General features: G+C 62.7%; 21 protein-coding genes and 1 pseudogene. 15 read left to right on the top strand and 7 right to left on the bottom strand.

Features of this window, described 5'->3' with window-relative positions:
* Positions 1–2: 2 nt before the first annotated feature.
* Complete coding sequence (locus tag O3656_RS01275) at positions 3–1,058, top strand: zinc-binding dehydrogenase (protein ID WP_500062385.1); 1,056 nt, start codon at positions 3–5, stop codon at positions 1,056–1,058.
* Here the strand turns inward: O3656_RS01275 and O3656_RS01270 are convergent.
* On the bottom strand, positions 1,055–4,192 hold the full coding sequence (locus O3656_RS01270) for a DEAD/DEAH box helicase (protein WP_500062251.1): 3,138 nt from the start codon (positions 4,190–4,192) through the stop codon (positions 1,055–1,057). The genes O3656_RS01275 and O3656_RS01270 overlap by 4 nt on opposite strands.
* A gap of 39 nt (positions 4,193–4,231) precedes the next feature.
* On the bottom strand, positions 4,232–5,032 hold the full coding sequence (locus O3656_RS01265) for a hypothetical protein (protein ID WP_500062392.1): 801 nt from the start codon (positions 5,030–5,032) through the stop codon (positions 4,232–4,234).
* A gap of 54 nt (positions 5,033–5,086) precedes the next feature.
* On the opposite strand from O3656_RS01265, the gene O3656_RS01260 reads away from it, so the two are divergent.
* The gene (locus tag O3656_RS01260; RefSeq protein ID WP_500062391.1) at positions 5,087–5,224 is read left to right on the top strand and encodes a hypothetical protein; all 138 of its coding nucleotides are present in this window, start codon (positions 5,087–5,089) and stop codon (positions 5,222–5,224) included.
* 204 nt (positions 5,225–5,428) lie between these two features.
* Here the strand turns inward: O3656_RS01260 and O3656_RS01255 are convergent.
* Both O3656_RS01255 and O3656_RS01250 read right to left on the bottom strand, forming a co-directional pair.
* A pseudogene (locus tag O3656_RS01255) lies at positions 5,429–5,647 on the bottom strand (DNA polymerase Y family protein); the annotation flags it as partial.
* Between the two features lie 147 nt (positions 5,648–5,794).
* Positions 5,795–6,280 carry an ImuA'/RecA-like NTPase gene (locus O3656_RS01250; protein WP_500062250.1) on the bottom strand — a complete coding sequence of 162 codons (486 nt, stop codon included), beginning with the start codon at positions 6,278–6,280 and terminating at the stop codon, positions 5,795–5,797.
* 129 nt (positions 6,281–6,409) lie between these two features.
* On the opposite strand from O3656_RS01250, the gene O3656_RS01245 reads away from it, so the two are divergent.
* Positions 6,410–6,937 carry a YbhB/YbcL family Raf kinase inhibitor-like protein gene (locus tag O3656_RS01245; protein ID WP_500062249.1) on the top strand — a complete coding sequence of 176 codons (528 nt, stop codon included), beginning with the start codon at positions 6,410–6,412 and terminating at the stop codon, positions 6,935–6,937.
* Positions 6,938–6,942: 5 nt separating this feature from the next.
* On the top strand, positions 6,943–7,404 hold the full coding sequence (locus O3656_RS01240; protein ID WP_500062248.1) for a tRNA (cytidine(34)-2'-O)-methyltransferase: 462 nt from the start codon (positions 6,943–6,945) through the stop codon (positions 7,402–7,404).
* Positions 7,405–7,492: 88 nt separating this feature from the next.
* Here O3656_RS01240 and O3656_RS01235 read toward each other — a convergent pair whose 3' ends face one another.
* Positions 7,493–7,984: a hypothetical protein gene (locus tag O3656_RS01235; RefSeq protein WP_500062247.1), complete on the bottom strand. Its 492-nt coding sequence runs from the start codon at positions 7,982–7,984 to the stop codon at positions 7,493–7,495.
* Positions 7,985–8,196: 212 nt separating this feature from the next.
* Between O3656_RS01235 and lpdA the strand changes: the two genes are divergently transcribed.
* Both lpdA and sucB read left to right on the top strand, forming a co-directional pair.
* Complete coding sequence (gene lpdA, locus O3656_RS01230; RefSeq protein WP_500062246.1) at positions 8,197–9,570, top strand: dihydrolipoyl dehydrogenase; 1,374 nt, start codon at positions 8,197–8,199, stop codon at positions 9,568–9,570.
* Positions 9,571–9,597: 27 nt separating this feature from the next.
* Positions 9,598–11,316 carry a 2-oxoglutarate dehydrogenase, E2 component, dihydrolipoamide succinyltransferase gene (sucB, locus tag O3656_RS01225; RefSeq protein WP_500062245.1) on the top strand — a complete coding sequence of 573 codons (1,719 nt, stop codon included), beginning with the start codon at positions 9,598–9,600 and terminating at the stop codon, positions 11,314–11,316.
* 64 nt (positions 11,317–11,380) lie between these two features.
* On the opposite strand, the gene O3656_RS01220 is transcribed toward sucB, so the two are convergent.
* Entirely contained in the window at positions 11,381–12,721 is a 1,341-nt protein-coding gene (locus O3656_RS01220; RefSeq protein ID WP_500062244.1) for a protein kinase domain-containing protein, read from the bottom strand.
* Between the two features lie 105 nt (positions 12,722–12,826).
* Between O3656_RS01220 and O3656_RS01215 the strand changes: the two genes are divergently transcribed.
* From O3656_RS01215 to O3656_RS01195, 5 genes are all read left to right on the top strand, one after another.
* On the top strand, positions 12,827–13,519 hold the full coding sequence (locus O3656_RS01215; RefSeq protein ID WP_500062243.1) for a DUF4191 domain-containing protein: 693 nt from the start codon (positions 12,827–12,829) through the stop codon (positions 13,517–13,519).
* 143 nt (positions 13,520–13,662) lie between these two features.
* Positions 13,663–14,598, top strand: coding sequence for an ABC transporter substrate-binding protein (locus O3656_RS01210; protein WP_500062242.1), 936 nt, complete (start codon positions 13,663–13,665; stop codon positions 14,596–14,598).
* 96 nt (positions 14,599–14,694) lie between these two features.
* Positions 14,695–15,639: an ABC transporter substrate-binding protein gene (locus tag O3656_RS01205; RefSeq protein ID WP_500062241.1), complete on the top strand. Its 945-nt coding sequence runs from the start codon at positions 14,695–14,697 to the stop codon at positions 15,637–15,639.
* Between the two features lie 7 nt (positions 15,640–15,646).
* The gene (locus O3656_RS01200; RefSeq protein WP_500062240.1) at positions 15,647–16,609 is read left to right on the top strand and encodes an amino acid ABC transporter permease; all 963 of its coding nucleotides are present in this window, start codon (positions 15,647–15,649) and stop codon (positions 16,607–16,609) included.
* Complete coding sequence (locus tag O3656_RS01195) at positions 16,606–17,379, top strand: amino acid ABC transporter ATP-binding protein (protein WP_500062239.1); 774 nt, start codon at positions 16,606–16,608, stop codon at positions 17,377–17,379. Before O3656_RS01200 ends, O3656_RS01195 begins: the two co-directional genes overlap by 4 nt.
* 88 nt (positions 17,380–17,467) lie before the next feature.
* Here the strand turns inward: O3656_RS01195 and O3656_RS01190 are convergent, their stop codons facing one another.
* The gene (locus O3656_RS01190; RefSeq protein WP_500062238.1) at positions 17,468–19,081 is read right to left on the bottom strand and encodes an ABC-F family ATP-binding cassette domain-containing protein; all 1,614 of its coding nucleotides are present in this window, start codon (positions 19,079–19,081) and stop codon (positions 17,468–17,470) included.
* Positions 19,082–19,226: 145 nt separating this feature from the next.
* Here O3656_RS01190 and O3656_RS01185 point away from each other — a divergent pair, with 145 nt between their 5' ends.
* The 4 genes from O3656_RS01185 to O3656_RS01170 are packed head-to-tail and all read left to right on the top strand — an operon-like array spanning position 19,227 to position 23,896.
* Entirely contained in the window at positions 19,227–19,916 is a 690-nt protein-coding gene (locus O3656_RS01185; RefSeq protein WP_500062237.1) for a queuosine precursor transporter, read from the top strand.
* Positions 19,913–21,238, top strand: a complete 1,326-nt coding sequence (gene tgt / locus O3656_RS01180) for a tRNA guanosine(34) transglycosylase Tgt (RefSeq protein ID WP_500062236.1) — start codon at positions 19,913–19,915, stop codon at positions 21,236–21,238. Before O3656_RS01185 ends, tgt begins: the two co-directional genes overlap by 4 nt.
* A gap of 15 nt (positions 21,239–21,253) precedes the next feature.
* Positions 21,254–22,159 (top strand): KPN_02809 family neutral zinc metallopeptidase, encoded by a 906-nt coding sequence (ypfJ, locus tag O3656_RS01175; protein WP_500062235.1) that lies wholly within the window; start codon positions 21,254–21,256, stop codon positions 22,157–22,159.
* Between the two features lie 51 nt (positions 22,160–22,210).
* Positions 22,211–23,896 (top strand): AMP-binding protein, encoded by a 1,686-nt coding sequence (locus tag O3656_RS01170; protein ID WP_500062234.1) that lies wholly within the window; start codon positions 22,211–22,213, stop codon positions 23,894–23,896.

The following is a 23,896-nucleotide window of genomic DNA, read 5'->3' as shown; positions in this document are numbered from 1 at the left end:
CCATGCTCGCAGCGTCGCTTCGCTCCCCTGGCGCACTCACTCTCGAGAAACGTCCTATCCCTGCGCTTGGTCCCCAAGACGCTCTTCTCGCCGTGGAAGCAACGACCCTGTGCGGCACCGACCTGCGCATCGCAACGGGACAAAAGACGAACGGCGTGACCCCGGGCGTCGTTCTCGGGCATGAAATCGCCGCGCGCGTATGGTGCATCGGAGACGAACTGACCGCAGGGGTTGACGTTCCCGCTCCGGGCACGCAGGTCGGCCTCGCACCCGAGATCGCATGCGGACACTGCGACGCGTGTGTCAGTGGCCGGTCCAACGTGTGTGCGCGCATGCGCCTCTTCGGAACGGGCGTGGACGGAGGGCTCGCAGACTTCATCCTTGTTCCCCAGGAGGCCCTTGGGTGCATTACTCCCGTCGCTCGCGAGATCACCCCGCCCCTCCTGGCGCTGGCGGAGCCACTCTCATGCTGCCTGCGCGCCACCAGGCGTCTGCCAATCGGCCCCGACTCCCGCGTTCTCGTGCTGGGAACCGGCCCGATCGGCCTCATCCACTGCGCGCTCGCGGCCTTCGCCGGTGCTCGCGTCATGGCGTGCGGCCGAGCGGCGCGCCTCGAACCGGCCCGTACGATGGGCGCCGAGACCACGACGACGTCTCAAGGCGACGGCCTCGTGGCCAACGTCCAGGAATGGACGGGCGGCGTGGGAGCAGACGTCGTGATCATCGCCGTCGGCGACCCCGGCCTCGTCCCCGTTGCCATCCAGTGCGCGCGCATCGGCGGCCATATTTCATTCTTCGCCGGCTTCCCCGCCGGGGCCACGGCACAGGTCGATCCGAACCTCGTGCACTATCGCGAACTGACTCTCAGCGGCAGCGCCAACGCGACCCTTGACGACTACGCGAGTGCCGTCGACATGCTCTCAACCGGGAGCATCGACCTCTCACAGCTCCTCACGCACGAGTTTGCACTGTCCGACGTGAGTTCGGCCCTCGACGCAGTGCGTACACGCGCCGGGCTGAAGATCGCCGTGCGCCCGGACGGCATGGTCGGCCGTTAATCAAGAAGGCCGCGAAGGTCCGCCTCGCTCAGGCGAGCGCCCGTACCCGTCCCGTTCATCACCGAGGAAATCAACTGACGTTTGCGATCCTGAAGCTCCACGACCTTCGCCTCAATCGTGTCCGTCGCAACCATCCGATAGACGTTCACTTTCTTCGTCTGGCCAATGCGGTGCGCACGATCAATCGCCTGCTCCTCGGCGGCTGGGTTCCACCACGGATCCATGACGTACACATAGTCGGCTTCGGTGAGGGTCAAGCCCGAGCCGCCAGCCTTGAGTGAGATCAGGAAGACCTGGGCGCGCCCCGAGCGGAACTGCTCGATGACCTCAGCGCGACCACGCGTCGATCCATCAAGCTGTACGACGGAGATTCCACGACGCTCCAGCACGTGGCGAATACGTTCCAGGAATGAGGTGAACTGGCTAAACACGAGCGCCTGATGGCCCAACGGCACGATCTCGTCCAGGCGATCAGCCAGGTATTCAATTTTCGCCGACCCAACGTGCGCGTACGAGGACTCAACGAGGGCCGGGTCGAGCGCAAGCTGACGCAGCCTCGTAATCGAGGACAACACGCTCATCCTGTTCGCATCCACATCGCGCAAGAGATCGAGGATCCGCGCGCGCTCGCGGGCCAGGTATTGGTCGTAGATATGACGGTGTTCCTTACCCAGGTCAACGCGCACGATGTCGACGATCTTGTCGGGCAGATCGGGTGCAACTTCCTCCTTCGTACGGCGCAGAACAAAGGGGGAAACATAGGCCGTCAAACGCGCGAGCAGTGCCGGATCCGCACCATTTTCAATGGGCTTACGCACCCGCTGCTGGAATGTCTCCCACGGGGGCAAGAGCCCCGGGCACGTCAAAGAGAGCAACGACCAGAGATCTCCGAGCGAATTTTCGATCGGGGTGCCAGATACCGCCAGCTTCCACGGGGCCTCGAGGTCAAGAAGCGCGCGGTACGTCGCTGTTCGGGGGTTCTTCACTGCCTGCGCCTCGTCGATGATGACTCCACGAAGACGCACCTGCTTCCACTGGTCCGCCTCCAGGCGCGCCAACGTATAGGAAGTGACGACGATATCGGCATCCTCGATCTCCTCCGCAATCGTCGTTCCTCGGCGCGCGGCCGTCTCATTCACGGCGCGCACGCGCAGCTGCGGCGTGAAGGTGCGGGCCTGATCAATCCACACGCCAATAACGGACGTCGGCGCGACGACGAGAACTGGAAACCTCTCACCCGCCGGGGCCTGCGCATGAAGCGCAGCCACAGCCGACAGGATCTGAACGGTTTTACCCAGGCCCATATCATCGGCCAAGATCCCACCGATTCCCCGCGCCAGCCGAGCCGTCAACCACGCGTGTCCACGACGCTGGTACGGGCGCAGGATCTTGCTCAGGGACGGCACAGGGGGCAAACCTTCATCCCCCGAGCCGCCGCGCAGCGGGGCGATGCGCGTTCTCCAGGCGTCGCTCAACCTCACGTGGTCGGATGCGGCGGCAACCAGATCGACCATTCCGACTTGCATGGGAGTGAGCCTCATTTCCTCACCATCCCAGCCCGACAGCGTACGAGCCTCCTCCAAGAGGGTGGCCAAAGAACGAATGCGTTCCCCGTCCAGGCGCACCCACACGCCCTCCACCTCGACATAGTCCTGACCGCTGGCTAGTGCCTCAAGTGCCTCGCGCACACTGATCGTGACGGTGCCCAAGCGCAACCGCACATTCAGGTCGAACCAGTCGCGCTGGGCAGGATCGATGCTTAGCTCGACGTCACAGCCGTCTTCTCGCACATCAATCGCGCGTACATCCTCCGCAACATCCCACACGAGGCCATCTGGCCCCTCGGCGCTAACGATCTGTTCCAAGAAAGCAGGGACTTGCCACGGCGACAGGTGCCCCGTACGCGGTGGGGGCGTCCACAGATCCGCATCCGGTACACTCCCCCACGACTCGACGCGGCGCACAATCTGCGCCACGGCCTCATCCTTCATACAGTGGGCCACAGGAGTGCGCGAGCGCGACGCGCCCTGCTCATACTCCGCCCACCAACGCACAGCAACAGACTCTCCATCGCGGCGCACCGTGCCAACGAGGGAGACATCCGGCCGCGCCTGCGCGTCGAAACTCCCGTCGGAGGACGCCATCGAAAAACGCCGCAGAAGCGCCGGCAGCCACGATCCTCGAAACTCAGCGACGTCCGCCGAGGGAATATGCACAGCGCGATCGAGAGGAAAGCCATCGAGGGTCGCCAGCCCCTCGATGCGCGCAATCGTCCGCCCTCCATCGAGCAGTAGAACACCCGCATCGCGGTCGATGCGAGGCCTGGTCACCACGTCATCTCCGTTACGCGCAACAACTCTGACGTCAAGGCCGCCATCGTCAGCGCGCACATCGATGTCCGCATCCCACGTCGTATGAGACAGCACCACCCGGTCGCGCGCCTCGGGCGACGCATACAGCTCCACCCCAGCTCGCACCAAGCGCGCCAGCCACGCGTATGCATGCTCTCCCAGCGAGCTGAGCGTCACTTCCGTACGCGAATGCCACGAACGTGACTCTCGAGACAGGCGGTAACCCTCGCGCATCAGCGAGACATGCGTCGGATCAAGACCATCGGTCACCGACGCCCACTGGGTTGCCGTCAGATCGAGCCACGAGGCGCGCTTCGTCGTCCATGCCGACGAGGAGCCACGGCGAAGAGGAACGAGAGACGGCTCGACGCCGGGATCATGGGCATCAACAACGAGGGCCAAGGGATCGCCCAGATGGTCGCGATCTGCTCCCAGTATCTGCTCAAGAATCCGGCTCCACTCGGGCACGACGCGACGCTTCTCGCGGGCATCCTCACGTCCGACGATAAGCGTGGCAACCGCATGCGGACAGTCACCGTGCAGCGGGCATGCGCATGAGAGCGATGGGCGCAGCGCACCCTGCTCGACACGCACGCGATACGTGAGTCCCCCCTCTTTCACGCGCGCCTCAGCTCGTTCGCCGACCTCGTCCCAGGAGAATTCGCGCACCGCACCGCTGCGCGCCAAACGCAGACCGTTTGCCCACGTCGCCGGGCCGACGAGGGCCATCACATCGTCATCCGACAGCGAGGCCAGCGTTTCACTCAGCGACAGAGATACCATCCTTTCAGTCTACGGCACGCACCAGCGCCCGTCACCGGCTCACTGGGTCACCCCCTCCATCGCCCACTCCCCTCCCTGCCAAACAAGGAGCGCATCCCGGCCATCCTCAAGCAACACCCTCATGTAGGCGCGCGGGCGCTCCTCGGCCCACCAACGTCCCCACACCGGCCAGGGACCCTCCACGCGCACGACCGCGACGCGCCTCCCCCTCCCGGACGTGGATCGCTTTGTGTCATGGGGGTCGATGAAATAGGCGGGCACTGCACTCAAGGCTCCTCGATGGTCGACACGCACATCATCGAAGACGCCCGACTCGCCCACGATCCTCACCCGCACTGGCTCGTCAAAAAGCGTCGCTGGAGGCTGAGCAATACGCCCCTCCCACGCCCCCTCACACGAACGCAGGCGAGGCTCGCTGCCCCATCTGGCCATCACCACGCGACTACGCGGATCATAACCACCCTGCACCCGCGGAACAAGGAGCGCATCCGGCCCCGCCATACCCTGGATGCGCACGACACTGCGCGACACATCGCGCTCGCGGTCTCCTCGTCCCCACAGTGCAGTCGCTCCCTGCCCCTCCCGGGGATCGCATGCGGTGACGCGGATGCTGGCTACGGCACCACTGGGACCATCGACGCCAGACGTCCATCCCGTCAGCGTCCATCGAACGCGCAGCGCGACGTCATCGGGAGCCCACAGATCGCATCCGCTCCACGTGCGAGTGCGTTGCCCGCCCCCTGCGTCTTCTACGTCAATGCGCAGCGTCTGCGAGACGAGCCCACCCTGTGCCAACTTCAGCGCCAGATCTCGAGCAAGGCGCACAATGGGAACCATCATTGTGTCGATGGATTCTCCACCGGCGTCGATACTGCACTCCACCGCAATGTCAGGTTGGATACGATCAGTCGGAGCAACGTTGCCATCTCCACCGGATGCGAGGATCCAGAGCGCGTCACCGACATCCCCGAAACGCTCGCACACGCGACCGCGACCAAGGCCAAGAAAATCCGCGCAGGTATGGACCCCTAGGCCTTGCAAGAGCTCGACAGTATTCGATGCTCTGTCGGCCATTGCGGGAGGAACAGAGCGAAGAACCTCGCATAACGGTATGTGTCCCAGGAATGATTGGGTTTCCTCGGGAGGAACGATACGTCCCTCACGCGCCGCTTTCAGGGACGCAACCGGACCGTCTGCAATGCCGACGAAGCATTCGACTCCGACAGCCTCCTCGATCGCCGACACCAGAGCCGAGGCGGCGGCCTCTTCGCTTCCGTACCAACGAGCCGGGCCCCGCACCCGACACCTGGCCAGGCCCGGACGCATGCACTGAACCCCAGCCGCTACTGAGTCGAAGGCGTCAATAACCGCGCTAAATGCCCTGGCCTCGCGATCGGGATCGCGAGGCAGACAGAGGAGGTCGGGGCATAAAAAAGTCGCCTCCCGTACGCTCATGCCGCTCCTGACGCCTGCGCGCCGAGCCGCCGCGCTGGCTACCTGGATGCGGTCAGCATGCACGACGGCCCCGGCCCCACCCGGCGGCAGGTCAACCACGAGGCAGTGGACCGGCCAGTCGGGCACCCACACCACCATGTCACGCACCTAGACCACCAGCCGCATTCGCGGACGTGGCGCGGGGGTGCGAGAAAGCCCCTGCCAGGGGGAAAGCGTCACGATTGTGCGTCCCATTGAGCGGGCACGCGCCGCCAGGTTTCGCTGGTGCGGTCGGGATAATTCAGGTATATCGAGGCAGATGACATCGCAGGCATCCACCAGAAGAGCGCACAGATCGCCCAGCGGGGAATCTTTCTCAGCGTTTAAAACGAGAACACGGTCGAGGTTCATCCCCTGCTGAGCCGCCCACTCCCAACCGATATCACCAACTCCACACACACCGATCCACCCACCGGTGGGGCACACATCAATGAGTAGACGGATGAGTTCGGACCTGCTCGTTGGCCCTAGGAGGACGGGAGAGGTACCAGCAGGCACATGCTCAATATCGTCGCGTGCTCGTAGTCCAACAGCCTGTTCGGCGCGGTTTAGTACGTCGCGTGCCGCGAGCAGCCGTGCGTGCGCGTTGGTCATCACTCCCCCTTCCAACAATAGAACACGTGTTCGATACGGGAAGTGTAGAACCGCGCTCACACATCTGCGTCCCGAACGCCGATCGAGCGCGAATAGTTCACAATGGAGACACCGCGAAAAGGAGAAGGCATGAACATCGACCAGCGCCCACCTGCCCCCAGCCCCTACGAAGGCCTGGACGTCCCCACATTCACACTGACATCGAGCGTTCTCACCGATGGTGCGCCGATGCCGAAGTCAGCGACAGCCGACGCAGGTTCCCTTTCTCCGGATCTCGCGTGGCATGGCTTCCCGGAGGAAACAGCAAGCTTCATGCTGACCTGCTTCGACCCGGACGCCCCGATCCCCTCGGGATGGTGGCACTGGGCAATCCTCGACATCCCCGCATCGATGACTCACCTGGAGGCGGGGGCGGGAGCCTCCGACCTCATGCTGGACGGCCCCGCTTTCCACTTGCGCGGCGACGCGGGCGAGGCCTCCTACTTCGGGGCCGCTCCCCCGGTTGGCGACCGCCCGCATCGCTACGTATTCGCGGTGCACGCCCTTGATACGGATTCGCTCGGGCTCGATGACGATGCGACTCCAGCCATGGCCTCGTTTGTGGCGCTTGAGCACATCATCGCGCGCGCGACCCTGACCGTTACTCACCAGGCCTGAGGATTATGCTGCACATTATTTTTTGGGAGCCGGAAATCCCCGGGAATACGGGTGCTGCGATCCGTCTGTCGGCATGTACCGGATCAATGCTGCACCTGGTCAAGCCGCTGGGCTTTGACATGGACGACGCGAAGCTTCGTCGCGCCGGCTTGGATTACCACGATCTCGCGCACGTCATGGTGCACGAGAGCCTGGACGAGGCTCTCGCTCAGGTGCCGGGACGCATCTGGGCGCTCACAGGACACGCCACCACCATGTATGCCGACATCTCCTATGCCGATGGCGACGGCCTCCTCTTTGGTCGGGAGTCAGTCGGTCTCTCCGAGGAAGCGATGAATCATCCCCGCGTCGCAGACCGCGTGCGTATCCAGATGGTTGACGGCGTCCGTTCCCTCAATCTGGCGAACTCCGCGTCGATCGTCCTGTACGAGGCGTGGCGTCAGCTCGGCTTCCCAGGAGGCATCTAGCCCTCAATGGACATAAAAGAAGCGAGGCCCAGGTCGGATGAACCCGCCGGGCCTCGCTTGCTGCGGGCAACCCCTGCGAGGCGATGGCTCAGTTTGTCCTCCACGGAGCAGAAGGACGCTCCACCTGCTCCGCGAGGGAGACAATCCTGCGCGGATTCGAACGCCACATCCACACCAGGCCGACAACTGAGACGACAAGAGGTAAGTAATAGAAGTCCACGCCAAAACCGGTCCATGCGGAGCGTGCGGAATTGAGTTCATCGAGACCGAGCGACGCAACCCACAAAATAATCGGGATAGCGATCGATAGTGCAATCGTCACCCAGCCGACCAGACGCATGCGTCGTCCGTTGTGCGTCAAAGCCGTCGCAGCAATGAGGTAGTCGACGCCAGCAAGGAGTGCAACGATTCGTGGCCCCCAGGGCTGGCCCTGGGCATGAAAGAGATCGAGAATAGCCATCACAAAAATCCAGGCTCCCAGGAGCCAAAACAAAGCGATGATAATGCGGCCGAGTCCAAGCGACGGCGGGCGCTGATCGCGCGCACCGACAGCCTCGTTCGTTGCGTCATGTCCATGCACGTTATCGATCCTACCGAGGCCGCGCACACCCCGCATCGCATCAACAAAGCGCCCTCAACAAGAGGGTGTCATGTGGCCTGATACACCGGGATGAAACACTGAGCTTCAAGACAGTATTGCCCAAACGTGGGACAATAGGCCTATAAGGACCGTGAGGCCCGCCATGAAAACAACCATCTGAGCTCCGGCTCATCAACGAGGAGTTTTAAACCTTGAGCGAATCGACCTACGACATCGTCATTCTGGGTGCGGGTTCCGGTGGCTACGCGACCGCCCTGCGCGCTGCACAGCTCGGAATGAAGGTCGCCCTCATCGACGGCGACAAGGTGGGCGGCACCTGCCTGCATCGCGGCTGCATTCCCACGAAGGCGTACCTGCACGCCGCAGAGACCGCCGACGCCGTTCGCGAGTCTGCCAAGTTCGGCGTGGCCTCCACCTTTAACGGTATCGACATGGCTCAGGTCGGCAAGTACCGCGACTCTGTCATCTCCGGCCTCTACAAGGGTCTGCAGGGTCTGCTCAAGTCCCGTGACGTCGAGGTCATCTCCGGCTGGGGTCGCCTCGCTGATGCGAACACCATCGAAGTAGGCGGCCAGCGCATCACCGGCCGCAACATCGTTCTGGCCACCGGCTCCTACTCGCGTTCGATTCCCGGCCTCGAGATCGGCGGCCGCGTCATTTCCTCCGATCAGGCGCTCCAGATGGATTGGGTTCCCTCCTCCGTCGTGATTCTCGGCGGCGGCGTCATCGGCCTCGAGTTTGCCTCCGTGTGGCGTAGCTTCGGCGCTGAGGTCACGATCATCGAAGCCCTGCCCCACCTCGCCAACAACGAGGACGAGGCCATCTCCAAGCAGCTCGAGCGCGCCTACCGCAAGCGCGGCATCAAGTTCCACACGAACACCCGCTTCGCCTCGGCTACGCAGAATGAGCAGGGTGTTCACGTTCAAACCGAAGACGGCAAGGCTTTCGACGCTGACGTCCTCCTGGTCGCCGTCGGCCGCGGCCCCGTCACCGAGGGCCTGGGCTACGAGCAGGCTGGAATCACGCTGGACCGCGGCTTCGTGATCACCAACGACCGCCTGCACACTGGCGTTGGCAACATTTACGCAGTCGGCGACATCGTCCCCGGTCTCCAGCTCGCTCACCGCGGCTTCATGCAGGGCATCTTCGTCGCCGAGGAAATCGCCGGCCTGAACCCGACGATGCAGGCGGATATCAACATCCCGCGCGTGACCTTCTGCGAGCCGGAGATCGCCTCTGTCGGCATGACCGAAAAGCAGGCACGCGAAAAGTTTGGCGATCAGGTGCGTACGGTCGAGTACAACCTCGCTGGAAACGGAAAGTCGTCTATCCTGGCCACGTCGGGCATCATCAAGCTGGTCTCGGTTGAGGGCGGTCCGATCGTGGGCTTCCACGGCATCGGTGCGCGCATCGGCGAACAGATTGGTGAGGGCGAACTCATGGTGAACTGGGAGGCGTACCCCTCTGACGTCGCTTCCCTCATCCACGCGCACCCCAGCCAGAATGAGTCGATTGGCGAAGCGGCTATGGCACTGGCCGGTAAGCCGCTCCACGTCCACAACTGACCGAAATTTTTTATAGGAGAACACACAATGGCAACTTCAGTGACCATGCCCGCTCTGGGCGAATCCGTCACCGAGGGCACCGTCACCACGTGGCTGAAGCAGGTCGGCGACACCGTCGAGCTCGACGAGCCCATCGTTGAGGTGTCCACGGACAAGGTCGACTCTGAGGTCCCCTCCCCCGTCGCCGGCGTTCTGCTGGAGATCCTGGTCCCCGAGGATGAGACCGTCGAGGTCGGCACCGAAATCGCGCGCATCGGCGACGCTTCCGAGGCCTCGGCTGCCCCCGCCGCCCCTGCTGCCGCCACCGTCGAGGCTCCGGTTGCCCCGGCTGCGTCGGCACCCGCTGCCGCTCCTGCTCCCACACCCGCTGCGGCTCCCGCGCAGGGCACCGAGGTGCGTATGCCTGCTCTGGGCGAATCCGTCACCGAGGGCACCGTCACCACGTGGCTGAAGTCCGTGGGCGACGCAGTTGACGCCGACGAGCCGCTGCTCGAGGTGTCGACGGACAAGGTTGACTCTGAGGTTCCTTCCCCCGTCGCCGGTTTCCTCGCGGAGATTCGCGTTCCCGAGGATGAGACCGTCGAGGTCGGCACGGTCGTTGCGATTATCTCGTCGTCGGCCCCGACCGCCGCGTCGGCAGCACAGGCTGCGGCTCCTGCGGCACCCGCAGCACCGGCAGCTCCCGCGGCACCCGCAGCACCGGCAGCTCCCGCAGCCCCGGCTGCGCCGGTGGATCCGTTCCCGAATGCCTCGACTCTGGCGCAGACGGCTTCTGCTGCCCCGGTCGTCGAGGCCCCCGCCGCCGTGACCGGCTCCGCGTACGTCACGCCCATCGTGCGCAAGCTTGCTCGCGAGCTCGGCGTCGATCTGACAACAGTATCGGGCACCGGTGTCGGTGGCCGCATCCGTCGCGAAGACATCGAGGCTGCCGCTGCTGCTGCCCGCGCCGCAGTTGCAGCGCCCGCGGCTCCCGCCGCGCCGTCAGCTCCGGCCGCCACGCAGCCTGCAGTCGTCCGTGAGCCCTCGCCGCTGCGCGGCACGACCGAGAAGATGTCGCGTCTGCGTCAGACGATCGCCCGCCGCATGGTCGAGTCGCTGCAGACTGCCGCTCAGCTGACCACGGTCATTGAGGTTGACGTCACCAAGGTCGCCGCTCTTCGTGCGCACTCCAAGGACGCCTTCCTGGCCAAGCACGGCACGAAGCTGACGTTCCTGCCCTTCTTCGTCAAGGCTGCAACGGAAGCTCTCGCCTATCACCCGAAGATCAACGCGACCATCAACGACAAGGAGGTCACGTACTTCGATCACGAGCACGTGGGTATTGCCGTTGACACGCCGCGAGGTCTGCTGGTTCCCGTCATCAAGAACGCCGGTGACAAGGACATCGCTGGTATCGCAGCATCGATCAACGACCTGGCTGCTCGCACCCGCGACTCGAAGGTCGGCCCTGACGAGCTGTCCGGTTCCACGTTCACCGTGACGAACACCGGTTCGGGCGGTGCCCTCTTCGACACCCCGGTCCTCAACATGCCGGAGACTGCGATCATGGGTGTTGGCACTATCGTGAAGCGCCCCGTGGTCATGAAGGGTGCCGATGGCGCTGACGTGATCGCGATTCGCTCGATGGTGTACCTGTCGCTGTCCTACGACCACCGCCTGGTGGACGGTGCGGACGCCTCTCGCTTCCTGATGGATGTGAAGAAGCGTCTCGAGGAAGGCGCGTTCGAGGCCGACCTGGGTCTCTGATCACCGCTTATCACCCGTGATGGGGTGGGTCTGCGTAGCAGGCCCACCCCATCAGTATGTGACGCTACCCGGCAGAACCCGGCGCCGTATCGCTCTGTCCATCGTCTGCAGTGACCGGCTGCGCTTTGACAACTTTGCCAGACACGGGATCAACGCGGATAACGAGATCTGTCACTTCTGGCGTATCGCGGTTTTCGCATTCATCCGCGCGGCACACCTGAGATGACTGGACGGTGAGTGTTGCACCCACATCGATTGCTCCCTGCTCACAGGAGAGCACAGCGACATTGTCAATCGTCGAAGAGAGGGCCGCGACGCGAACACCTTGCGAGCGCATCGTGTCGATTCGGCTCGTATCCTGCTCGAGCAGTTCGCCCCCGAGTACCGAGTCGAGAGCAGAGGCGTCACCGTCCACGACGGCATGATCACGCGTCGCGATTGCACGACTAATGAGATCGGTGAGGGCAGCCGGTTCACACATGCTGGATGGGGCGGGCGAGGAAGTCTCCGGGCCCGACGATTGTGTGCTGGGAGCGCCGCCTCTGGCCTGTGACGTGCCGCGCCACGTCCCATACGCCATGATGGCCAGACCTGCCATGATCACAACGAGGCCTCCGGCGAGAATACTCACCCGCCACCGTCTCCCAATTCGCCTCGCGCCTCTGCGGTGACGCATATCCTGCGAGAAGTCACCCTCGTCATATTCAGTTACTGTGTCTTCGCGCAGTGCGGCAGCCCGCAGTTGAGCGATGATGCGTTCGGGATCGACGGGCTCGCGCAAGATGACGTGCTCATCCGCTTCGGTAACCGTCGGGGTCGCATCTGCGTGCCCTGACGACGAGTCAGAGAAACCTAAAAGCTCCAGCTCTTCGTCCATGTTCAGGAGTGTGGCGATCTGACGGAGACACTGTCGGTCTCCCGCCATCCCTGATGTCTCGAGACTCCACCCGGGGGTCCCTTCGCCGTCACCGATTTCGTCGATGAGGTCGATGATGACGGCTCGACCTTCGGGGGTGATGATGATGTTCGTTGGCGTCAGGTCCCCGTGCGCGATTCCGGCGGCGTGTAACGCGCTGAGGCCAGCCGCGATCCCGTGGACGATCTGACGCCGCGTTGCAATCGGGCGGAGGTCAGCCGAACCGAGTTCAGAATCGAGAGTTCGTCCGCGCACATAGTCTTCGACGATTGCCCACCGGCCGTCATCCGAGCGCACGACATCGCGCAGGGTAACGACATGGCGCGAGCTGATGGATGCCCACGCTTTCCAACGCGCAAGGTTGTGCTCCCCCTCTCGAGGGGAGCGTAGCGCGACCAATGCATCGCCTGCGTCGGTGCGCGTCCTCCACAATGGACCATTGCTCCCAATGTGAAAGACCTGTCCAATGTCATATCCGCCGATTTTCATGTTCCCATTGTCCAAATCCGCATAATGTGATGCAACTCATTTTATAAAGTACCTGGTCGGACGCGAGCGCTTTTACTTATCTTCTCCGCGTAGAATAATGACGCTATGAGTGAATCGAATCCCCCCGCTAAGAGGCGCTTCTATCAGAACATCCTCGATGCGTACCGCCTGACCGCACGCACATACCCTGCGCTCCCGTGGATGCTTCTCGGAACAGCCGCTGTGGTGATCACTATCTTCATGCTGGTGGCCTGGCTGTCCAACACCTCGTGGATTGGCTGGCTTGTCGTTGGCCTCATGGGCTCGCTCACCGCAGCTCTTGCCCTTCTGAGCTTCCTAGCGCGCCGGGCTCTGTTCTCACAGGTCGAAGATACTGCGGGAGCCGTCAAGGTCGCCCTGTCCCAAATCCAGCGGGGCTGGGTCATCCCCGAGCAGCCTATTGCGTTTACCCGCGAGCGGGATCTTGTTTGGCGCATCGTTGGACGCGCCGGAGTTGTTCTCATCTCCGAAGGTCCCGCCTCGCGCGTTCGTCCGCTTCTGCAAGCGGAAGCAAAGCGAGTGACCAAGGTGATGCGCAACGTTCCGGTTCATCAGATTCAGGTGGGCCGCGAGGATGGGCAGATCGCCCTCAAGGATCTCCAGCGCGAGCTGCGTAAACTTAAGAACGTCCTGACCCCCGAAGAGGTCCCCCAGGTTTCCGCACGCATCAACGCTCTGCGCTCGGGCGAGCCGCCGATCCCGAAGGGGATCGATCCACTCCGCGCCAAGCCGTCGCGCCGTGCACTGCGGGGCAACTGAGCAACTGTTCCAAGTGGGCAAGCACTGAGTGCTTGCCCACTTGTGTATCCACTATCCGAGACGACCACATAATGCATACTATGCATGTGGTTGCATATTGAGCACACAGTTTCGCTGACACACGGATACCGAGGAACATAATCATGCATACGAAGACAATTTTCGCCACATTCGCCATAGCCAGTGCCGCAACAGCCCTGACGGCGTGCGCGGACCCAACAACGAGCACAGGCTCGGGAGGTGCGACAACGACGGCGACCGCATCGAGCACGACGTCATACGATGTTTCCTCGATCCCCACAGTCGACGAGATCGCAGCGCTTGTCCCAGACGATGTCAAAAAGCGGGGCACCCTGCGCAATGGAGCCTCGACCGGTTACGCCCCTGCAGAGTTCATGGACACCGACGGGCAGACGCCGATCGGCTACGACATCGATATTAATAAGGCGCTCGCGAAGGTCATGGGCCTCAGTAGCGGGGAAACTAAGCACTCTGAGTTCCCAACGATCATCCCCGCCCTCGGGACCAAGTTTGATGTCGGCATTTCGTCTTTCACCATCACAACCGATCGGGAACAGCAGGTCAACATGGTGTCCTACCTCAACGTTGGATCCGCATGGGGCGTCGCTGCCGGCAACCCGAAGAACTTCAACCCCAGCGATCCGTGCGGGACGACGATTGCCGTTCAGACTGGAACAGCCCAGGAGGAATACGCCGCCACCCTCTCTGACGAATGCGTCGCAGCAGGAAAGAGCAAGATCACTGTCATGCCCCACGAGCTTCAGACTGACATTGCCACCAAGCTCATTGGTGGACAGTATGACGCGACGCTCGCCGACTCTACCGTCATTGGCTACACGAGCGCCCAGTCGGGCGGCAAGATCGAACAGATCGGCGAGACCTTCGAATCTGCACCTCAGGGCATTGCGGTCGCAAAGGATGATGCCCAGCTCACCGAAGCAGTCCAGAAGGCCATGCAGTACCTGATGGACAACGGCTACCTGACAGACATCCTGGCCACCTACGGTGCCGATAATGCGGCTCTCACAACCGCAGACCTGAACCCCAGCGTCAACTGACTCGTGACGCACCACGCATAATATGCATTTATGTGCATATGGGTGCATAATGGTAGCAATCACGGGCTTTGACCCACTCCCATCGGAAGGCACATCATGACCATCTCGAAGGCTCACGCCCTCATCGCACTCGCAGCTGCCGCTGCTCTCCCGCTCACCGCTTGCGCGGACCCGACGTCGACCAGCTCGTCGACCAGCGGCTCGGACACATCGGCGACCACCGCAGCCACGACCTCGTACGACGTGTCGAAGATTCCGACCGTTGACGAGATCGCTGCCCTGGTTCCAGACGAGGTGAAGGCGCGCGGCACGCTGCGAAATGGTGCATCTGCCGACTATGCCCCCGCCGAATTCCTCGGTGACGACTCACAGACTCCGCAGGGATACGACGTCGACATCAACAAGGCACTGGCCAAGGTCATGGGCCTCAGTGAGGGAACGACCAGCCACGCGGAGTTCCCGACGATCATCCCGGCACTGGGCACCAAGTTCGACGTCGGCATCTCGTCCTTCACGATCACCTCCGAGCGTGAGGAGCAGGCAAACCTGATTTCCTACGTGCAGGTGGGCTCCGCCTACGGCGTCGCTGCGGGCAACCCGAAGAACTTCGATCCGACCAACCCCTGCGGCAAGACGATCGGTGTGCAGACCGGTACCGCGCAGGAAGACTACGCAACCGAACTGTCGGACAAGTGCGTAGCCGACGGCAAGGACAAGATCACGATCATGCCGCACGACCTACAGACCGATATCACCACGAAGGTCATCGGCGGCCAGTACGACGCAACCTTTGCTGACTCGACGGTCATCGGCTACACCGCAAATCTCTCGAGCGGCAAGATCGAGCAGGTCGGCGACGTCATCGAATCCGCACCGCAGGGCGTGGCCCTGAGCAAGAACGACGAACAACTGACACAGGCCGTCCAGAAGGCCATGCAATACCTGATGGACAACGGCTACCTCAAGGATATCCTGTCCACCTATGGCGCTCAGGACGCAGCCCTGACCACCGCCGAGCTGAACCCGGCGACGAACGACTGAGGCTCTCATGGCAATCATCAAAGACGGCGTCGAGCTGATCGACGCAAAACCGGTCCCCCGCCCGGGGAGGTGGGCGAGCGCAATCGTCGCCGCGATTCTCGCAGCGATGGCCGCCCACGCTCTCATCACGAACGCAAACTTCCAGTGGCAGGTCGTCTTCCAGTGGCTGTTCTCGCGTTCGATCATGCAGGGCGTGCTCTTCACGATCATTCTGACGGTCCTCGCAATGGTGGTCGGCACCGTGCTCGCGATCACGATGGCGATTATGCGTCAGTCCGTGAACCCAGTCCTACGCTGGGTGGCGATGGCCTACATCTGGTTCTTCCGCGGAACACCTATCTACACGCAGCTAATTTTCTGGTCGCTGCTGCCCACGCTGTACCCGACGCTGTCTTTCGGCGTGCCGTTCCTCGGTTCGCTGTGGGGCTGGGAGCTGAGCTTCGATACGGCCACCTATTTCACCCCGTTCTGGATGGCCTTCATCGGCCTGGGCCTCAACGAGGGTGCCTACCTCGCTGAGATCATGCGCGCCGGTCTGTTGAGCGTCTCGAAGGGCCAGTGGGAGGCTGCGACCGCTCTGGGCATGCCGCGCGTAACGATCTTCCGCCGCATCATCCTGCCGCAGGCGATGCGCGTGATTGTCCCGCCGATCGGCAATGAGACGATTTCGATGCTCAAGACGACCTCTTTGGTGTCGGCGATTCCCTTCACCCTCGAGCTCACGTTCATTGCGCGTCAGCGTGGCCAGGCGACGTTTGCGCCCGTGCCCCTCCTCATCGCTGCGGCAATCTGGTACCTCGTGATCACGAGCCTCCTGATGTGGATTCAGTCCTTTATCGAAAAGTACTATGGCAAGGGTTTCGAACGCCGCGATAATGCGGCTGCGGAATCCCCCACCGAGTCCTCGAAGGCCGACAACGAGGACGAGACGCACACCACTAAGCTCAAGTTTCTGGATGTGACACCATGACGACCACGACGCCCATGGTCTCCGTGCGCGGAGTCCACAAGTTCTTCGGCGACCTGCACGTCCTGCGGGGTATTGATTTGGATATCGCTCCCGGCGAGGTATGCGTGATCCTCGGTCCCTCGGGCTCCGGCAAGTCGACGCTCCTGCGTTGCCTGAACATGCTCGAGGACATCAGTGCCGGTCGCGTGTTCGTCGACGGCGAGTTGCTCGGCTACCGCGAAGACGACCACGGTGTGCTACATGAGCGTCACGATAAGGAGATCGCGGCCCAGCGTTCCCGTATCGGCATGGTGTTCCAGCGCTTCAATCTCTTCCCGCACAAGACGGCACTCGAAAACGTCATGGAGGCCCCGATTCAGGTTCTCAAGCGCTCGAAGAGTGAGGCGCGCACGCAGGCACTCGAGCTCCTCGATCGCGTGGGTCTGGCCGATCGTGCGGACCACTACCCGGCCGAGCTCTCGGGTGGCCAGCAGCAGCGTGTGGCGATTGCCCGCGCGCTGGCGATGGATCCGGAGATCATGCTCTTCGACGAGCCCACGTCCGCGCTTGATCCCGAACTCGTCGGCGAGGTTCTCCAGGTCATGCAGGATCTGGCCGCCTCCGGCATGACGATGGCGGTCGTTACCCACGAAATCGGGTTCGCCCGCGAGGTCGCCGATCAGGTCGTTTTTATGGACGGCGGAGTGATCGTCGAGGCCGGAGCTCCCGCCGAGGTCATCGACAACCCACAGTCGGAGCGTACCAAGGAGTTCTTCTCCAAGGTGCTCTGATCATCGTGACGAGGCCGGGGCTGGTTTTTCCAGTCCCGGCCTTTGTCGTCCCCGCGGCACCGAACGAGGGGATGGAGAAGTGTCGCTGTCAGGTGAGGGTGACGAGGTCGAGGTAGCTGTCGTCCCACAGATCCTCATCTGCGTCCGGAAGAAGCAGGACACGCTCAGGATTCAGGGCCGTGACCGCACCGGGATCGTGGGTGACGAGAATGACGGCCCCCTCATAGTCGCGCAGAGCGGCAAGGATCTCCTCGCGCGATGCTGGATCGAGGTTGTTGGTTGGCTCGTCGAGCAGCAGGACGTTGGCGCCCGAGACGACGAGGGTCGCCAGGGCGAGGCGTGTCTTCTCGCCGCCGGAGAGGACGGAGACGGGCTTCTCAACGTCGTCGCCTTGGAAGAGGAACTGTCCGAGAATGTTGCGCACGTGGGTGTCGTCGAGCGTGGGGGCGGCCTCAGCCATGTTCTCTCGAATCGTGCGGGTGTCGTCGAGGGTCTCGTGCTCCTGGGCGTAGTATCCGAGTTTGAGTCCGTGTCCGGGCACGACGCGTCCCGAGTCCGGCTCCTCGATGCCGGAGAGAAGGCGCAGCAGCGTCGTTTTTCCTGCGCCATTCAGGCCGAGCACAACCACCTTGGAGCCGCGGTCGATGGCGAGATCCACGCCTGTGAACACTTCGAGCGAGCCGTACGACTTGGAGAGTCCTTCGGCGGTCAGGGGAACTCGCCCGGAGGGAGCGGGATCTGGGAAACGCAGACGCGCCACCTTTTCCTGCGTGGCTTCCTGTCCGGCCTGGGCGAACAGCTCCTCAGCACGGCGCAGCATCTGCTGGGCGGCCACGGCCTTTGTTGCCTTGGCACGCATCTTTTCGCCCTGCGCCTTGAGATGCTCGGCCTTCTTCAGCGCATTGGCGCGCTCCTTGCGCCGACGACGTTCGTCTTCCTCGCGCTGCTTAAGGTACGCCGCCCACCCGAGGTGGTAGATGTCGATCTGGGCGCGGTTTGCATCGAGGTAGAACACCTGGTTGACCGTGTCGCCGAGGAGCTTGACGTCGTGGGAGATGATCATGACGCCGCCGGGGAACGTCTTAATCCAGTCACGCAACCACACGATCGAGTCGTGATCGAGGTGATTCGTGGGCTCATCCAGGAGGAGTACATCTGCATCGGAGAAGAGCACGCGTGCCAGCTCGACGCGGCGACGCTGGCCGCCGGAGAGGGTATCGAGGGTCTGGTCGAGGACGCGATCCTCGAGACCAAGGGAATGAGCGATCTGCGCCGCCTCGGCGTTGGCAGCCCACCCTCCGGAGTTCGTGAACTGCTGATCGAGCTTGACGTAGCGCTCCATGGCACGCTGCTGCCGCGCGCCCTCGGTCGTCGACATCTCGTGTTCGGCCTTGCGGATGCGCGCGATGATCGAGTCGATGCCGCGCACAGAGATAATGCGATCGCGGGCCTTCATCTGTGGGTCACCGACGTGAGTGTCCTGTGCGAGGTAGCCGACGGTGCCGTTGGACGTGATGGTTCCGGTGTGCTCGGCGGCGCCCCCGCGATCGGCCTCGCCTGCGAGGAAGCGCATCGTCGTGGTCTTACCGGCGCCGTTACGGCCGACCAGACCAATGCACATGCCTTTATCGACACGGAAACTTGCGTGGTTGACGAGCTCACGGGCACCGATACGCAATGAGAAATCCTGGACGTTAATCACCCTCCAAGAGTAGAGGGACGGGTGCCTGTGGGCGAATCAACCCACGCCGTGAGCCCTCCCGATGCGCGCAACGGCACGGTCAGCAGGCACAATGGATGCTGGGTATCACCCTTTTCTTTGAATCAATCTACGAGGTTTTCACACCATGTCCGACAGCCCCATTCCGTCTGGATCGGCGCGCCCTACGCGCGCCCTTGACATCATCTCCGTCGCCTTCGTGGCGCTGCTGCTCATTTCCAATATCGCCGCGACCAAGCCGTTTATGCTCGGCACGTCCACGCACTATCTCATTTTTGACGGAGGTGCGGTCCTCTTCCCGCTGACGTACATCATCGGCGATGTGCTCTCGGAAGTGTACGGATTTGCACGCGCGCGGCGCGTCATCATCATGGGTTTTGTCGCCTCGTTCCTCGCGTCCCTGACCTTCTTTATCGTCCAGTACCTGCCCCCCGCGCCCGATTACGAAAACCAGGAGGCGTTCGCTGCGGTTCTCGGCGTCGTGTGGCGCGCGGTCGTGGCATCTCTCGCCGGTTACCTGGCTGGCCAGCTCCTCAACTCCTACGTGCTCGTGTGGATCCGTCGTCGCTGGGGAACGAAGCACCTGTGGGCCCGACTCATCGGCTCGACGGTCGTCGGCGAGGCCGCGGATACCATTCTGTTCTGTACGATCCTGTTCTACGGTGAGATGACGCTGGGCAACTTCATCAACTACACGGTCACCGGATACTTCTACAAGGTGCTCCTCGAGGTTATTCTCCTCCCCGTCACTTATCCGGTGATCGCCGCCATCCGTCGTACCGAAGGGCTGAAGAAGGACGAGGTCTTTGATCGATGAAGGACAACTGGCTCTCCTCCCCCGCTGCTGAGCAGCTCACGCCGTTCGAAGCCCCGGCCTCGTCGGGCGGCCACTCCCCTGACCGCGGATTTACGATCGGCACACGTCTGGAAGCGCACGGAGGCCTGGGACGAACCGGCGTCGTTCATACCGCGCACGGTGATATTCGCACCCCCGCGTTCATCCCCGTCGGTACGAAGGCAAACGTTAAGGCACTGACCCCCGAGATGGTCCGCGGTCTGGGTGCCCAGGCAGTGCTGGCGAACGCCTACCATCTCTACCTGCAGCCCGGATCCGACATCGTCGACGAGGCGGGTGGTTTCGGCCAGTTCATGAACTGGTCGGGTCCGACGTACACCGATTCCGGCGGTTTTCAGGTGTTGTCGCTCGGCGCGGGCTTCAAAAAGGTGCTCTCACAGGAGTTTTCTGGGCAAGCCGACCCAACGGATCCCGCCGTCCAAATGCAGGCCATCAAGGCCTCGAACGCAGTCGTGGACGACGACGGCGTGATCTTCTCCAGCCACATCGACGGGTCGAAGCACCGTTTCAACCCCGAGGTATCGATGGGGATCCAGCATCAGCTCGGCAGCGACATCATGTTTGCGTTCGATGAGCTCACGAGCCTTCTTCACCCGCGCTCCTACCAGGAGGAATCACTCAAGCGAACGCACGCGTGGGCGGCGCGCTGCCTCGCCGAGCACAAGCGCCTCACCGAGGAACGCTCCCACAAGCCGTATCAGCAGCTGTGGGGCGTTATTCAGGGTGCCCAGTGGGAGGATCTACGCCGTCTGGCCGCTCGCACGATGGCCGATATGGACGTCGATGGTCAGCGCTTCGACGGCTTTGGCGTAGGAGGAGCCCTCGAGAAGGAAAACCTCGGCACGATTGTGTCGTGGGTGTGCGAGGAGCTCGGCGAGGATCGCCCTCGCCATCTCCTGGGGATCTCCGAACCGGAGGATCTTTTTGCGGGTGTCGCGGCGGGCGCGGATACCTTCGACTGCGTGAATCCTTCACGCGTCGCACGTAACGCTGCGATCTACACCCCCGACGGTCGTTTCAACATCACGAATGCGCGCTTCAAGCGTGACTTCTCGCCCCTCGTCGATGGCTGTGGGTGCTACACCTGCACCCACTACACGCGCGCATACATCCATCACCTCTTCAAGGCGAAGGAAATCCTGTCAGCGACGCTGGCCACCATTCACAACGAGTGGTTCACACTGCGCCTCGTGGATGGTATTCGCGCATCCATTGAGGACGGTTGTTTTGATGAGTTCCGTTCCGACATGCTCGGCCGCTACGAAGCCGGCCGACGCCGCTAACTCCCGGGAGCATTCATGAGCTTTAACGACAATATCCACTTGGATCCGTCCCGTGTCGGCACCTCGGGAGCGGGACGCAAGATTGCAGGGGCCGGCGGCGGATCGATTCTCGGTGTCCTGCTGATCCTCGGTTTTTCCTACTTCACGGGGATCGATCTCACCGCTCTCCTGTCATCGTCACCGCAGACCTCCTCCTCGTCCTCCTCGTCCTCCTCGTCGGTGGATGTCTCATCGTGTCAGACAGGAAAGGATGCAAACGAGCGCGTCGAGTGTCGAATGGTTGCGACCGCACAGTCTCTTGACGCCGTCTGGAAGACGCAGCTGGCCGATCAGGGGACCGGCGTGACCTACGAGCTTCCTGACTTTCAGATCTTCACGGATTCGGTATCGACCGCCTGTGGGAACGCGACGAGTGCCGTGGGGCCGTTCTATTGCCCCGGTGATTCGACCGTGTATCTGGATCTCGGTTTCTTCAACGACATGGTCTCTCAGTATGGCGCCTCCGATTCGGTGCTTGCGCAGGAGTACGTCGTTGCCCACGAGTGGGGCCACCACATCCAGAATCTACAGGGGGTCTTCCGCGCTCACGACACGCGCGAGACTGGCGCTCAGGGTGCGGGTGTGCGCTCGGAGCTTCAGGCGGACTGCTACGCGGGGGTGTGGATGCACTGGGCGTCAAATACTCCTGATCCGTCAACGGGTACGCCCTACCTGAAGACCCCGACCGCCGATCAGGTTCGGGGTGCCCTGCAGACCGCGCAGGCTATCGGCGATGACCGCCTGCAAACCAAGTACCAGGGCACGTCCAATCCCGAGACCTGGACCCATGGCAGTGCCGATCAACGCGCGACCTGGCTGCAGCGCGGCCTCGACTCCGGAGATATTTCCACGTGCGATACGTGGTCGGCATCGCAGGTGTAAGGAATTCTGCGTATCGGTACAATTGGATTCGCCGATTCCCAGGAGGAAGTCATGACACGCAGCATCGTCGAGCAAGCCCACGACATGTACGACGCGGTCCCCTACGAGGTACCCGTGCCGGACGAGTCGCTCTACAGCCTCTTGGATAATGCGGCGCGTCTGTATCCCAATCGAATTGCCCTCGATTACTTTGGTGCAACGACCACGTATGCTCAGGTGCGCGAGCAGGTGCTCAAGGCCGCGCAAGTCTTGCACGAGGCCGGGGTTCGCTCCGGCGACACGGTGGCCATCGCGCTTCCCAACTGTCCGCAGGCATTCGTTGCTTTCTACGCGTGCATGCGTATCGGAGCTGTCGCTGCACAGCACAATCCGCTGGCTCCGGCCTCGGAGATTGCGGGGCAGCTGGCACGCCACGGCGGCAGGGTTGCAATCGTGTGGGAAAAGTGTGTGGACGCCTACCCGCTCGATGTTCTCGACACGGTGTTTACGGTCGATATTTCGCACGGTATGCCGATGTCACAGCGTGTGCTTCTTCGTCTGCCCGTCGCCCGCGCACGGCAGACGCGCAATCAGTTGCGTGGTTCCGTCCCCGCGCAGACACGCTCCTGGGACCGCGCCACGGCCTCGTCCGCGCCGATTGATCCGAGCCACCCGCTACCAACCGGCGACGACCGCGCAGTCATCCTGCACACCTCGGGCACCAACGGCGTGCCGAAGTCCGCGCCGCTCACCCACCGCAATATCGGAGTCAACGTCAACCAGTGCATGTTCTGGGTGTGGAAGCTGCACGAGGGCGCCGAAACGTTCTTCTCCCTACTCCCCTACTTCCACGCCTTCGGCCTGACATTCTTCCTGTGCGCCTCGGTGCGTAAGGCTGCCACCCAGGTGCTGCTGCCGAAGTTCGATGCGCAGATGGCACTCGACGCGCACAAGCGACGTCCCATCACGTTCTTTGTGGGCGTGCCGCCGATGTTCGAGCGCATCCTGCGCCAGGCTCACAAGACAAATACCGACATCACCTCCATCCGATACGCGGTCGCCGGAGCTATGCCTCTATCAACCACGCTTGCAGATGACTGGGAGAAAACCACGGGTGGCATGATCGTCGAAGGCTATGGCCTTTCGGAAACCGCACCTGTCCTGACGGGCGCTCCCCTGTCGGACAAGCGCCGCCACGGCGTCCTTGGCGTACCGTTCCCGTCGACGCAGCTACGCCTTGTCTCTCTCGAGGACGACACGGTCGATGTTGAGGACGGGCAGCCCGGCGAGATCATCGTGCGCGGCCCGCAGGTATTCGATGGATACCTGGACGCACCCGAGGAGAGTGCGCGCGTCTTTACCTCCGAGGGGTGGTTCAAGACCGGTGACATCGGGGTCAACAGCGACGGCTTCATCTCGATGGCTGACCGCAAAAAGGAACTGATTCTATCGGGAGGCTTCAACGTCTACCCCTCCCAGGTCGAGGCAGCGATCCGATCCCATCCGGCGGTGTCCGACGTCGCCGTTGTCGGAGTTCCCGTGAACGATGCAACCGAAGAAGTTGCCGCCGCGATCATCATGGAAGACGGCAGTGCACCACTGACTCTTGAGGAAGTGCGTGCCTGGGCGGAAAAGACCATCGCCCACTACGCTCTCCCCCGCCAGCTGGTCGTCATCGCCGAACTGCCGCGCAACCAGATGGGTAAGATCCTTCGTCGTAAGGTCGCGCAGCTCGTGCGTGAGAGGCTCGGGCGCTGA

Origin of the sequence: Pauljensenia sp. 27098_8_83 (genome assembly GCF_041432695.1) — a bacterium.
GTDB lineage: Bacteria > Actinomycetota > Actinomycetes > Actinomycetales > Actinomycetaceae > Pauljensenia.
This window is presented reverse-complemented; position numbering and strand designations above follow the sequence as displayed.